The following is a 13,625-nucleotide window of genomic DNA, read 5'->3' as shown; positions in this document are numbered from 1 at the left end:
ATGCGACTATGACCAAGAAAACTCCTTCCACGCCGACGCGTTCGGACTTCGATGAAGCAGCTCTGTTTTTCCATCGATATCCGAAGCCCGGAAAGCTGGAAATCCAGTCAACCAAGCCGCTCGGAAACCAGCGTGACCTTGCGCTCGCTTATTCGCCGGGCGTTGCCGCTCCCTGCCTCGCCATTCAGGAAGACCCGGCAACCGCCGCCGAATATACGGCGCGCGGCAATCTCGTGGCGGTGGTTTCGAACGGTACGGCTGTTCTCGGCCTCGGCAATATCGGCGCGCTCGCATCGAAGCCGGTCATGGAGGGCAAGGCGGTCCTGTTCAAGAAATTCGCCGATATCGATGTTTTCGACATCGAAATCGACGCGCTTGAAATCAACCGTGTCGTCGACGTGGTTTCCGCTCTTGAGCCGACCTTCGGCGGCATCAATCTGGAAGATATCAAGGCGCCGGAATGTTTCGAAGTTGAAGAACAGCTTCGCGCCAAGATGAATATTCCGGTTTTCCATGACGATCAGCATGGTACGGCGATCATCGTAGCCGCCGCAGTGCTGAACGGTCTGGAGCTTGCTGGCAAGCAGATTGAAGACGCCAAGATCGTCACCTCCGGTGCCGGTGCGGCGGCTCTCGCCTGCCTCAATCTTCTCGTCAATCTCGGCGCCAAGCGCGAAAACATCTGGGTCTGCGATCTGGAAGGCGTGGTCTATGAAGGCCGCAACACGCTGATGGACCGCTGGAAAGAAATCTATGCGCAGAAGACCGACGCACGCACCCTGGCCGATGTCATCGGCGGCGCGGATGTGTTCCTCGGCCTTTCAGCCGCGGGCGTTTTGAAGCCGGAACTGCTCAATCAGATGGCTGAAAAGCCGCTGATCATGGCGCTGGCCAATCCAAAGCCGGAAATCATGCCGGAAGAAGCGCGCGCTGCGCGCGCCGACGCCATGATCTGCACCGGTCGGTCCGACTATCCCAACCAGGTCAACAACGTTCTTTGCTTCCCATACATCTTCCGCGGCGCGCTTGATGTCGGCGCAACCGCGATCAATGAAGAGATGAAGCTTGCCGCAGTGCGCGCCATTGCGTCGCTTGCACGTGAAGAACCTTCCGATGTCGCTGCCAAAGCCTATTCCGGCGATACACCGACCTTCGGCCCGGACTACATCATTCCGTCGCCTTTCGATCAGCGCCTGATCCTGCGCATTGCTCCGGCTGTCGCCAAGGCTGCGATGGAAACCGGTGTCGCCACGCGCCCGATCGAAGACATGGAAGCCTATCTCGACAGGCTGAACCGCTTCGTGTTCCGCTCGGGCCTCATCATGAAGCCGGTTTTCGCTGCGGCCCGTTCGCAAGACAAGCCGAAGCGCGTCATCTATGCCGATGGTGAAGATGAGCGCGTGCTGCGCGCCGCGCAGGTGGTGATCGAAGAACGTATCGCCGCGCCAATCCTCGTCGGTCGTCCGCAGGTTGTTGAAACGCGTCTGCGCCGCTATGGCCTGAAAATCCGTCAAGGCGTCGATTTCGAACTGATCAACCCTGAAGACGATCCACGCTACCGCGACTATGTCGACCTGTACCTGTCTTATACGGGTCGTCAGGGCGTCACGCCGGAAGCTGCCCGCACCATCGTGCGCACCAATTCGACCGCTATTGCGGCACTCGCAGTAATGCGTGACGAAGCGGATGCGATGATCTGCGGTCTTGAAGGCCGTTTCGAACGCCATTTGCGCGTTGTGCGCCAGATCATCGGCATTGTGCCGGGTATCCGCGATTACTCCGCACTCAGCCTGCTGATTTCGCAGCGCGGCGCGCTGTTCCTGACCGACACCTATGTGAATGTCGATCCGAATGCCAACGAGCTTGCCGAAATGGCAATTCTCGCCGCCAAGGAAATCGACCGCTTCGGCATTGTGCCGAAGGCTGCTCTCGTTTCGCATTCGAATTTCGGTTCGAAGGAAAGCGCCAGTGCGGAAAAGATGCGTCAGGCTGCCGCTATTCTCGCGGAAAAGGCTCCAGACCTCGAATCCGACGGCGAAATGCATGGTGACTCAGCGCTGTCTCAGGCGCTGCGTGACCGCGTGTTCCCGAATTCGCGCCTCAAGGGTGAAGCCAATCTTCTGGTTTTCCCGAACCTCGATGCAGCGAATATCACGCTCAACGTCGTCAAGACCGTCACAGACGCGCTGCATGTCGGCCCGATCCTGCTCGGTGCAGCACGCCCTGCGCATATTCTGACGCCTTCGGTGACATCGCGCGGTGTCGTCAACATGACCGCTCTGTCGGTTGTGGAAGCGTTGCAGCGCGCAGGCGAAGCGCCTGCCCGCAAGGGAAAGCTCCGCAAGTAAGCATCTTCCAAAACAAAAAAGCCGGCACAGTATCCACTGTGCCGGCTTTTTTATTTCCTATCGGAAACGATCCGATCAAGGCTGTCGGCTTTGCGCCTTTTCCGGGCCCATCAACACCAGAAGGTCGGCCAGTTCTGGCCCGTGAGCCTGTCCGGTCAGCGCCAGACGCAACGGCATGAAGAGCCCCTTACCCTTGCGTCCCGTTTCCAACTTGACCGCATCCGTCCACATCTTCCAGGTCTGCTGATCCCAAGGGCCTGCTGGCAAAAGCGTGAACGCGGCGCGCGCGAATTCGCGATCTTCATCCGACAGTTCCGGCGCGTCCGGCAGGTCACCGGTCACGATCTGCCACCAATGCTGCACATCACCGAAACGATCCAGATTACCGCGCACGGCGAGCCAGAATGGCTCGGCCTTCTCGCCTTCAATGCCAAGTGCTGAGAACCGCGGCTTGGCGTCTGCAAAAGACATTTCATGCAGCAATGCGCGATTGAGCGTGTCCAGTTCTGCCGGATCGAACTTGGCAGACGATTTCGAAATTGACGCCAGATCAAAACGTTCTGCCAGCGCATCCATGGTTGGCGCGGCGGCGACGTTTTCCGACGTGCCGATCAGAATAGCCAGCGAAGCAACCGCCATCGGCTCGTAGCCGTTTTCGCGCAGTGATCCGACCGAAAGCGCGCCCGTGCGCTTTGAAAGCCCTTCGCCGGTCGTGGTTGTCAGCAGATTATGGTGTCCGAACACCGGCGGCTCAGCGCCGAGCGCGCGGAAGATTGCAATCTGCACACCCGTATTCGTCACATGGTCGTCGCCACGGATAATATGGCTGACACCAAGATCGATATCATCCACGACCGAAGGCAGCGTATAGAGATAGGTGCCATCTTCACGCACCAGCACGGGGTCCGACATGGACGCCAGATCAACAACCTGAGACCCACGCACCAGATCGTCCCAGTGAACTTCGGTGCGCTGTGTTGCGAACGGGTCGCTCTCGAAATTCGGTAGCAGGAAACGCCAATGCGGCTTGCGGCCTTCCGCCTCGAAAGCGGCCTTTTCCGCATCGGTGAGCTTCAGCGCCTCGCGGCCATAAACCGGCGGCAGGCGGCGCGCCAAGCGCAGCTTGCGGCGGCGTTCCAGTTCGTCAGCGGTTTCATAGCAGGCATAAAGCAGGCCTGCGGCCTTCAGCTTTTCCACTGCGCGGGCATAAACATCAAAACGCTTCGACTGATATTCGACGCGGTCCGGTTTCACGCCCAGCCAGTCGAGATCGACTGCGATGGCCTCGGCATATTCCACACGCGACCGTTCAACATCCGTATCGTCATAGCGCAGGATGAACCTGCCGCCGTTTTTCTTGGCAAAAAGCCAGTTGGACAGCGCAGTGCGCGTGTTGCCGATATGAATATAGCCCGTCGGCGACGGAGCGAAACGCACAGTTACAGTCATTTCAAAGGCTTTCAGTCAGTATGTTCAGCGGTCGCGGAAGCGGTTCGTTATGGGATAACGGCGATCGCGTCCAAAATTCTTCCTGGTAATCTTTACACCCGGCGCAGATTGCCGGCGCTTGTATTCAGCCAGATAGAGCAGATGTTCGATCCGTTGCACGGTTTCAACCGGATGACCGCGTGCAACGATATCAGCATTGCTCATTTCGTTTTCGACCAGACATTCCAGAATATCGTCGAGCACCGGATATGGCGGCAAGCTGTCCTGATCGGTCTGGTTCTCACGCAATTCGGCGGACGGTGCCTTGGAGATGATGTTCTCGGGGATCACCGCGCCTGTCGGTCCGAGCGAACCTTGCGGAACATGGCTGTTGCGCCATTCCGACATCGCATAGACCTGCATTTTGTACACGTCCTTGATCGGATTGAAGCCGCCATTCATATCGCCATAAAGCGTTGCGTAGCCAACCGACATTTCCGACTTGTTGCCGGTCGTGACGACCATGGAGCCGAACTTGTTCGACACCGCCATCAGGATCGTGCCACGCGCACGGCTTTGCAGGTTTTCTTCAGTCACGCCGCTATTGGTTCCAGCAAAGAGTGGCTGGAGCGTGCTCATGAAGCCTTCAACCGGCTCGGCGATCGGCACGATATCGTAACGCACGCCAAGCGCCTTGGCGCAATCGGCTGCGTCTTTCAGGGATTCATCCGACGTATAGCGATATGGCAACATGATGCAGCGCACGCGCTCCGGCCCCAATGCGTCAACGCCCATGGCAGCGCAGATTGCCGAGTCGATACCGCCCGAAAGACCAAGAACGACGTCCTTGAAACCGTTCTTGTTCACATAATCACGCAGACCCAGCACACAGGCGGAATAGTCCGTCTCCAACCCTTCTGGAAGTGTGGCCTTCTCACCCTCTTCACAACGCCATGTGTCACCGTCACGCCGCCAGATGGTCAAGGCAATCTGCTCGGCAAATTGCGGCATTTGCAGGCACGCGAAATTGTTGCCCGGATTGAAAGCGAATGACGCACCGTCGAAGACAAGCTCGTCCTGACCGCCAACCTGATTGACATAGAGCATCGGCAATTCTGCCAGCAGCACCTGCTTCAGAACGACCTGATAGCGCAAGTCCAGCTTGGAACGATGATAGGGAGAACCATTGGGCACGAGAAGGAATTCAGCACCACTTTCGGCAAGCGTTTCCGAAACGCCAAGTTCACCCCAGATATCCTCGCAGATCGGGATGCCGATGCGCACGCCCCGGAAATTGACCGGGCCAAGCAGCGGGCCAGCCTCGAAAACGCGTTTTTCGTCAAACTCGCCGTAATTCGGCAGATCGACCTTGAACCGCTCGGCAATCACCTCACCGCCATCCAGCACCATGACCGAATTGTGCAAACCGCTTTCGCGCCGCAAAGGCGTTCCGATGATGACGCCCGGTCCACCATCCGCCGTATCGGCGGCGAGTTCGCGAACTGCATGCTCGCAGGCTGCGACGAAGGATGGCTTCAACACCAGATCCTCAGGAGGATAACCGGCAATGAACAGCTCTGTGAACAGGATGAGATCAGCCTTCATCTCGGCAGCTTGTGCACGAGCGGCGCGAGCTTTGACAAGATTTCCGGCGATATCGCCCATGACGGGATTGAGCTGCGCGACTGCAATACGAAGCATAATGAGATTCTCACCAACACTATTTCTGTCTGAGATTTAGCGTGGGAGTGGAAGGGATGCAATGAGCGGCTCTGCATCCCCTCGGAGATTGGCTTAGATTACTGACGAGAATGACCTGAATTATTCTCACCCCCCCGAAGATCGACATGCGCCAACTTCGCGACCTGCTGTAAATCACTTCCCGTCCGCATTCGGTGTTGTAGGAAGACAATGAATATAATCCGCCAGATTTTCATAACTATCACAATGATGCCCATTCGTTTCCGAAGGCGAAGCATCGGCGGCGTTGGCGTCAACAAAATAGAGCCCAGCCGACATTATGAATATCAACAATAAAAACAGATAAATTATTCTGATCATTTTCCTCTCCGTGATTCATTTCCAAGAGAAGATATCAATCAGTAAAATTTACGAAATACCAACAATGAAGAAACTATTCGCACACTCTCCATTTCGAATAGTACTGTATTTATTTTAATAATAGAAAGACGAAATCAGCACATAGCCCCAGGTTGCAACGACAAATATAATTGCAATCAGCACAGCCAAGGAGCCGCAATCCTTGGCGATCTGGATTTCCTTGTGAAAATCAAGCGAAACCGCATCGCATGTGGCCTCGATACCCGTATTCAGAATTTCGACCATCATCAAAAACAGGATCGAGCCGGTCATCAGCAGGAAGGCAAGCCATGTCGGCGCGAGGAAGAATGCGACTGGCAACGAGATCAGGAACAGTACCAGTTCCTGTTGCACAGCCTTTTCATTGCCCGCGAGGTATTTCAGTGCCCGCATCGAGTTCAGGAAAGCCAGAAAAATGCGCTGCATAAATACCCCCAAAAGACACTGGTCATGATTTCGCGCTGTTGCCCGAGAATGCTTTAGAGAACTTTGCCTCAAAAGCAACAGGGCGGAGATCGAAACCTCCGCCCTGCGTAACGATAGCTATTTAAGAACTGCTCAGGCGCTAGCGACCTGCTTGTCAGCTCCTGCATCGCGCTCCTTCTTCAGAAGCTCGGCCAGCAGGAACGCCAGTTCCAATGCCTGATCGGCATTGAGACGCGGATCACAATGCGTGTGGTAGCGGTCCTGAAGATCGTCTGCGGAAATGGCGCGGGCGCCGCCCGTGCATTCCGTAACGTTCTTGCCGGTCATTTCGACATGGATACCACCCGGATGTGTGCCTTCGGCGCGATGGATCGCGAAGAAGGATTCCACTTCCTTGAGGATACGGTCGAACGGACGCGTCTTGTAACCGCCAGCGGTAATGGTGTTGCCGTGCATCGGATCGCAGGACCAGACAACCTTGCGGCCTTCCTTCTCGACAGCGCGGATGAGCTGCGGCAGGTGATCGCCCACCTTGTCGTAACCGAAACGAGCAATGAGCGTCAGACGACCAGCTTCGTTTTCCGGGTTGAGCAGATCGATCAGGCGGATGAGGTCATCCGGCTGCAAGGACGGGCCACACTTGAGACCGAGCGGGTTCTTGATGCCACGGCAGTATTCGATATGCGCATGGTCAGCCTGACGCGTGCGATCACCGATCCAGATCATATGACCGGACGTGCCGTACCAGTCACCCGACGTAGAATCGACGCGGGTCAGCGCTTCTTCATAGCCGAGAAGCAGTGCTTCATGGCTGGTGTAGAAATCCGTCTCGCGCAGCGAATGGTTGCTGTCGGAAGTGATGCCGATAGCGCGCATGAAGTGCATCGTTTCGGAAATGCGCTGCGCCAGAGCGGTGTAACGTTCAGCCTGCGGGCTCTTGCCAACGAAGCCGAGCATCCACTGGTGCACGTTTTCCAGATTGGCATAGCCGCCCTGCGCGAAAGCACGCAGCAGGTTGAGCGTCGCGGCCGACTGGCGATAAGCCATGTCCTGGCGCTGTGGATCGGGCGTGCGCGAGGATTCATCGAAATCGATGCCGTTGATGATATCGCCACGGTAGGACGGCAGCTCAATGCCATCCTTCGTTTCCATATCCGACGAACGCGGCTTGGCGAACTGACCGGCAATACGGCCAACCTTCACCACCGGCTTGGAAGCGCCGAAGGTAAGTACGACGGCCATTTGCAGGAACACGCGGAAGAAGTCGCGGATATTATCCGCGCCATGTTCAGCGAAGCTCTCAGCGCAATCGCCGCCCTGAAGCAGAAATGCCTTGCCTTCCGCCACTGCGGCCAGCTGTTGCTTGAGCTTGCGCGCCTCGCCTGCAAAAACCAATGGCGGATAGGTGCGAAGACGGGCCTCAACGTCGTTCAAAGCCTGTGCGTCCGGATAAAACGGCACTTGCTTGATCGGTTTGTTTCTCCAGGAATGCGGGGTCCAGTTCTTCGTCATTAGAGCACCTGTTTTGCGTTATCCGCTCGATAATCCTCGGATTATATCCTCCTTACACGAAAGCCGGAATTCCCGAACATGAGGCTTGCACCTGAAGAAGATGCCAGCCTCATATCTAAACCCCGGCGTGCGTGGGTCGCGCTGATATAATGCACGTGCGGGTTTAATGCCAGTAATATTCGTTAAGGATATTCGCCTGCGGCGAAAGGATCAGCCGTCGACCTTTTCGCCGTTTACGACGCGATAACTTGGCTTGTACATGGTGACCAGTTCTTCGGCTGCAGTTGGATGCACAGCCATGGTGCGGTCGAAATCGTCCTTGGTCGCTCCCGCCTTGAGAGAGATGCCCAGAATCTGCGCCATTTCACCGGCGTCCGGCCCCATAATATGGGTGCCCAGAACCCTGCGGCTCTTCGCATCGACGACGATTTTCATCAGCATCTTTTCGTTGCGGCCCGAAAGCGTGTTCTTCATCGGGCGGAACAGCGCGCGATAGACTTCAACTTCCGGATATTTCTTCGCAGCCTGCTCTTCGCTCAAACCGACAGTGCCAATTTCCGGTTGGGAAAAGACAGCGGTTGCAATCAGCTCATGATCCGGCTTGGTCGGATTGTCCTTGAACACCGTTTCGAGGAAGCACATTGCCTCGTGAATGGCCACAGGCGTCAGCTGCACGCGGTTGGTGACATCGCCGACCGCCCAGATATTGGCGGTGCTGGTGCGCGAATAATCATCCACCTCGATTGCGCCAAGCTTGTCGAGCTTCACGCCAGCAGCCTCAAGGCCGAGACCGTCCGTATTGGGCATGCGGCCAAGCGCAAGCATCGCCTGCCCGGCTTCAAGCGTTTCGCCGTTGGACAGCGTGATCGACAACAGACCGTTTGCCTGCTTCGCGACGTTTTCGAACACTGCCTCACAAATGATGCGAATGCCCTTGGCAGCCATGGTTTCATGCAACAGATGGCGCACATCGCCGTCAAAACCGTTCAGGATTTCCTTGCCCCGATAGACAAGCGTGGTGTCCACACCGAGACCATGGAAGATATTGGCGAACTCGACCGCGATATAGCCGCCGCCCGCGATGACAATCGCCTTGGGCAATTCTTCCAGATGGAAGGCTTCGTTGGAGCTGATGCAAAGCTCGTGACCGGGTAGTGCCTCATGCGGGTTCGGCCGACCACCGGTGGCAACCAGAATATGCTCGGCCGTGATCCGACGCCCATCGGCCTTCAGCTCGACCGTGTGCTCATCGACGAGCACCGCGCGACTTGCGAAAATTTCGACCTTCGAGTTTTCCAGTCCCTTCCGGTAGAGACCTTCCAGACGGTCAATTTCCTTGTCCTTGGCATCGATAAGCTTCTTCCAGTCGAAGCTGCTCTCGCCCACGGTCCAGCCGTAGCCAACGGCATCCTCGAAATGTTCAGGAAACTGCGAGGCATAGACAAACAGCTTTTTCGGCACACAGCCACGAATGACGCAAGTGCCGCCCATGCGATACTCTTCCGCCAGACCGACCTTTTTCCCCATGGCACCTGCCAGACGGCCTGCACGCACACCGCCGGAACCGCCGCCGATAACAAAGAGGTCGTAGTCGTAGCTGGCCATGGGAATTCTCCTTTTGAATCACACGCCCGAACGCCCGAGGCTTTTCCGGCGGGATTCTGCATCAACAACAGATTCGGGTGATATGTAAGCAAAAGAAAAAGCCCGGCCAAGTCGCCGGGCTTTCAATTTTTCTTATGCTGTTCGCAAATTACTGCTGAGCAGGCTGGTCCGTCGGCTGAGCGGCGCTCGAACCGGCCTGAGCGGCCAGAACTTCAGCAACGTCGCGAGCGAGGTCACGAGCAACGCCATTCTGCCAGACATTGGCAGCCTTCACGACTTCGCGGGTCACGATCGGGCCTTCCGACAGGAGCTTCTTGCCAGCTGGCGAGGTGTAGAAGGTCGAGATTGCCTTCAGTTCCTCTTCGGAAAATGCCTTTGCATAAGCGCGGGCGGATTCGGTTTCGAGGTCCGAACGGCGGGAAGCCAGAGCCAGAGCCTTTTCATCGACGGTCTTGGTGATCAGACCTTCGAGGTTTGGATCCTTCTGGATCAGCTCGCCCTTGAGCGCACGGGCTGCGTTCGGCAGAATTTCGTCGAACTGCTCGGTTGCGTGGATCGCGGAGATCGCTTCGCGGGCAGCCTGCAGATGGGCATCAGTGATTTCCTGCGCCGAAGCCGCATGAACGCCGGCCATCAGGGCGAATACGGAAAGCGGTGCAATCAGACGACGAAAGCCAGTTACCGGGATCATATGCTCAATACTCCGTTCAATCAGTTCAACACCAGCTGTAGCACTGGCAGTTCAAGACCGGTTCAGGGTTCGAATGCCGTCGGTTCCGGCAATTACTGCCGCACGCGCCAGCCCGATGAAAAGTCCATGCTCGACAACGCCAGGAATGGCGAAGAGAGCGTCAGAGAGTGTCTTTGGCTCGGGAATGCGGCCAAAAGATGCATCGACGATGTAGTGTCCACCATCTGTTACAAAAGGCGAACCATCTTTTAAACGCAGGTTCAGCGGGCCTGCAAGGCCGCATTTCGCGGCTGCCGCCTCGATTGCGCGCATCGTTGCGCCGAGACCGAAGCGATTGACCTCGATGGGAAGCGGAAAACGACCGAGCGTTTCCACAACTTTCGACTGGTCTGCAATGACGATCATGGCGTCAGAGGCTGCGGCTACGATCTTCTCGCGCAGCAACGCACCGCCGCCGCCCTTGATGAGCGAAAGCTCGCCATTGACTTCGTCAGCGCCGTCAATGGTCAGATCGAGATGCGGGGTTTCTTCCAGTGTTGTGAGGGGAACACCCAGTTCCTGACACAGGCTGGCGGTGCGTTCGGATGTCGGCACACCGATGATCTTGAAACCGCCCTGCACTTTTTCGGCCAGCAGACGCACGAATTCTTCTGCCGTGGAGCCGGTGCCGATGCCAAGACGCATACCGTCCTTGACATGCGTCAGTGCCTCGGCTGCGGCGGCGATCTTCAGCTTGCGTGCTTCGTCCATGAAAGAAATCCTAGCATATCCTCCGGGTTGACCCGGCGGATTCTCGTCCCAATTCGGTTCGCCTCTAGCACGCGTGGGCATCACAACAAAGCATCTATTTAAATATGACGCAGAATTTCACATCTGCGCGACTAAAGAACCTACCCTTGAGCCACCGTGCGCTATCGGTTACGTATGCCAGACCCCATCTATGCGAAAGACCCATTATGTCCGTTGCCAGTGCCAAGCCCATCATCGTTTTCGATCTCGACGGCACGCTCGTCGATACCGCGCCGGACCTTCTCGACAGCCTCAATCACTGCCTGTCGATTTCCGGCCTCAAGGCGGCTGATCGCACGGCCTTGCGCCGCTTTGTCGGTCAGGGCGGACGCACAATGATCGAACGCGCTTTTGCTGCCCAGCAAACCCAGATCGACGAGACACGTCTCGACCGTCTGGTGGAGGAGTTCCGCGAGCATTACGCGGACAATATGCCCGGACATTCCATCTTCTTCCCCGGCGTACTGGAAGCGCTCGACCGGTTTCAGGCACACGGCTTCGAACTGGCTGTCTGCACGAACAAGTTCGAATCTCTCTCGGTGAAGCTGTTGACGTCGATGGGCGAAGCCTCGCGCTTTGCCGCCATTTGTGGCGCAGACACATTCGCCTGGCGCAAACCCGACCCACGCCACCTGACGGACACCATTGCCCGCGCCGGCGGCAATCGGGATCGCGCGCTTATGGTCGGCGATAGCCGCACGGATATTGATACCGCCAAGGCTGCGGGTATTCCGGTAGTAGCCGTCGATTTCGGCTATACCGACCTTCCGGTCCAGCATTACGAGCCGAGCCGCGTGATTTCGCATTATGACGAATTCACCCTCGAAATGGCTGAACAGCTGATAGATGCGGTCTCCGACCCAGTCTGAAAGGATAGTGAACGGTGAAAAATACAGTTTTTCAGTTTGTTACGCTGGCTTTTTCAACTGTTTTGGCAGCGGGCGCTTTCGCTCAGGAAAAAACTGCGCCCGGGCTTCCGGGCGTTGAAGCACAAAAGCCGCTTGTCTCGGCTCCGCCGCCCGCCCCGGAACCGGATCAGGCTCCGAAGGGAAACTGGAAGAACTTTCGCGTCGGCAACACCGATGTGTCTGTCTCTGGCGATATCATCATCGATGTCGGCACCGGCCAAGGCGGCTCCCGTCACCGATAGCTTTTAGTTTCGGGTTGACCCCACCAGAGCCGACCAGACGGCTGGAAGCAAACCGGGCAGGTCTTCGGCAATCAATCCGTGACCAAAACGCCGACCGGCATCGGCATGCGCCCAGACAGCAGCACTGGCTGCTTCAAAGGGCGGCATTCCCTGCGCCAGCAATCCGCCCACAATGCCTGCCAGAACATCGCCAGACCCCGCAGTCGCTAGAAATGGCGTTCCATTCGCATTGATCGCGGCGCGACCATCCGGTGCGGCGATGACCGTATCCGCCCCCTTATAGATCACCACAGCATTGGCAAGGGCAGCAGCCTTGCGCGCCTTGTCGAGCTTTGACGCATCCTCACTGGCGACATCTGGGAAGAGCCGACGGAATTCCCCTTCGTGAGGTGTCAGAACGAGTGCGGTCTTTGCGTCTTTTCTGGCCTCAAACAGTTCACGCGGGTTCTTTTCGAAGGCCGTTATGCCATCGGCATCAAGCACAAGCCCCTGAAGTGCGGAAAATGCCGATGCCGAACCACCTGCCAACATCAGGGCGTGCTCGCGCGCAAAAACCGCATTTCCATAGCCGGGGCCGAGCACAACTGCCGCAACTTTTCGATCAGCGACGAAATCCCGCACATCCTTGGCGCTGCGGGTCTCGCGCACCATAATGCTGGTGACATGGGCCGCATTGATGGCCACAGCGTCCGGCGGCGATAACAGCGTTACGGCTCCTGCGCCGCTTCTTGCAGCGGCAAGTGCGGATAATCGCGCCGCCCCTGTAGCGTGCATTCCGCCGGAAAAGACCGCGGCATGGCCGCGGCTATATTTATGGGCGTTGACGTTCAGGACAGGCAGGTCCTCAATCCACAATCCGGGAGCATTTTCACGCGCCTGCGGATGAATAGTGTCCAGAACGCGATCCGGAATGCCAATATCCGCGACATGAAGAACACCGCATAAGGCCCTGCCCGGCTGCAACAAATGGCCGGGTTTCTTGCGGAAGAATGTCACCGTCGCCCGCGCCTTGACGGCCACGCCCAGTATCTGCCCGCTGGCGCCCGACACACCGCTTGGCAGATCGACGGCGACAACCGGAATGTCTGATGCGTTGATGGCGTCGATGGCCACGCCTTCTGCGCCTTGAATATCGCGCGTCAGTCCCGCGCCATAAATGGCGTCAATGACGCCCGTAAAACTCGCGGGTGAAAATTCGTTGATGTTGCGCACCTCGCCCTTGTGAAACAGCGAAGCGCGAAGCGCATCGGTGCCCTTTCGCGGCGGTGCCACGCTAAAGCAGACCACTTCGAAACCCGCTTCCAGAAGATATTGTGCTGCGACATAACCGTCACCGCCATTATTGCCCGGTCCGCACAAAACCGCGACCGGTCCCTTGTTCGCGAACATGCGCCGTGCGACATCCGCAACGGCCCGTCCGGCCGCCAACATCAGGGAAAAGCCGTCTCGCACGCCATTATCCATGGTCCAGCGGTCCGCTGCGGCCATTTCATCGGGCGAAAGCAATTCCAACATCACGCACCTGTTTCGTAAGACGGATTTTGCGGTGATTAAACACGCGCCACTGGGCTTTGTG

The 13,625-nt window shown here is 57.2% G+C and carries 11 protein-coding genes; 3 read left to right on the top strand and 8 right to left on the bottom strand.

Going from position 1 to position 13,625, the window contains the following annotated elements; translation table 11 throughout:
- Nucleotides 1–8 precede the first annotated feature (8 nt).
- Nucleotides 9–2,348 (top strand): NADP-dependent malic enzyme, encoded by a 2,340-nt coding sequence (locus tag FHW00_RS07650; protein ID WP_078338654.1) that lies wholly within the window; start codon nucleotides 9–11, stop codon nucleotides 2,346–2,348.
- A 75-nt stretch (nucleotides 2,349–2,423) separates the two neighbouring features.
- Here the strand turns inward: FHW00_RS07650 and gltX are convergent, their stop codons facing one another.
- From gltX to rpiA, 7 genes are all read right to left on the bottom strand, one after another.
- Entirely contained in the window at nucleotides 2,424–3,797 is a 1,374-nt protein-coding gene (gltX, locus tag FHW00_RS07645) for a glutamate--tRNA ligase (protein ID WP_078338559.1), read from the bottom strand.
- Between the two features lie 24 nt (nucleotides 3,798–3,821).
- Nucleotides 3,822–5,477 carry an NAD+ synthase gene (locus FHW00_RS07640; protein ID WP_078338558.1) on the bottom strand — a complete coding sequence of 552 codons (1,656 nt, stop codon included), beginning with the start codon at nucleotides 5,475–5,477 and terminating at the stop codon, nucleotides 3,822–3,824.
- A 474-nt stretch (nucleotides 5,478–5,951) separates the two neighbouring features.
- The gene (locus FHW00_RS07635; RefSeq protein ID WP_078338556.1) at nucleotides 5,952–6,302 is read right to left on the bottom strand and encodes a diacylglycerol kinase; all 351 of its coding nucleotides are present in this window, start codon (nucleotides 6,300–6,302) and stop codon (nucleotides 5,952–5,954) included.
- Between the two features lie 132 nt (nucleotides 6,303–6,434).
- On the bottom strand, nucleotides 6,435–7,814 hold the full coding sequence (locus FHW00_RS07630; protein ID WP_078338555.1) for a class II 3-deoxy-7-phosphoheptulonate synthase: 1,380 nt from the start codon (nucleotides 7,812–7,814) through the stop codon (nucleotides 6,435–6,437).
- 210 nt (nucleotides 7,815–8,024) lie between these two features.
- The gene (gene gor, locus FHW00_RS07625) at nucleotides 8,025–9,419 is read right to left on the bottom strand and encodes a glutathione-disulfide reductase (protein ID WP_078338554.1); all 1,395 of its coding nucleotides are present in this window, start codon (nucleotides 9,417–9,419) and stop codon (nucleotides 8,025–8,027) included.
- A 148-nt stretch (nucleotides 9,420–9,567) separates the two neighbouring features.
- Complete coding sequence (locus FHW00_RS07620) at nucleotides 9,568–10,110, bottom strand: DUF2059 domain-containing protein (RefSeq protein ID WP_078338553.1); 543 nt, start codon at nucleotides 10,108–10,110, stop codon at nucleotides 9,568–9,570.
- 51 nt (nucleotides 10,111–10,161) lie between these two features.
- Complete coding sequence (gene rpiA / locus FHW00_RS07615) at nucleotides 10,162–10,860, bottom strand: ribose-5-phosphate isomerase RpiA (protein WP_078338552.1); 699 nt, start codon at nucleotides 10,858–10,860, stop codon at nucleotides 10,162–10,164.
- A 206-nt stretch (nucleotides 10,861–11,066) separates the two neighbouring features.
- On the opposite strand from rpiA, the gene FHW00_RS07610 reads away from it, so the two are divergent.
- On the top strand, nucleotides 11,067–11,768 hold the full coding sequence (locus FHW00_RS07610) for an HAD family hydrolase (RefSeq protein ID WP_078338551.1): 702 nt from the start codon (nucleotides 11,067–11,069) through the stop codon (nucleotides 11,766–11,768).
- Between the two features lie 62 nt (nucleotides 11,769–11,830).
- Nucleotides 11,831–12,049 carry a hypothetical protein gene (locus FHW00_RS07605; protein ID WP_078338653.1) on the top strand — a complete coding sequence of 73 codons (219 nt, stop codon included), beginning with the start codon at nucleotides 11,831–11,833 and terminating at the stop codon, nucleotides 12,047–12,049.
- A gap of 3 nt (nucleotides 12,050–12,052) precedes the next feature.
- Here FHW00_RS07605 and FHW00_RS07600 read toward each other — a convergent pair whose 3' ends face one another.
- Nucleotides 12,053–13,564: an NAD(P)H-hydrate dehydratase gene (locus FHW00_RS07600; protein ID WP_078338550.1), complete on the bottom strand. Its 1,512-nt coding sequence runs from the start codon at nucleotides 13,562–13,564 to the stop codon at nucleotides 12,053–12,055.
- Nucleotides 13,565–13,625: the final 61 nt, after the last annotated feature.

Origin of the sequence: Ochrobactrum sp. P6BSIII, assembly GCF_014138065.1 — a bacterium.
Classification (GTDB): Bacteria; Pseudomonadota; Alphaproteobacteria; order Rhizobiales; family Rhizobiaceae; genus Brucella.
Note: the sequence above shows the minus strand (reverse complement) of the source record. Positions and strands in the feature narration are given on the sequence as shown.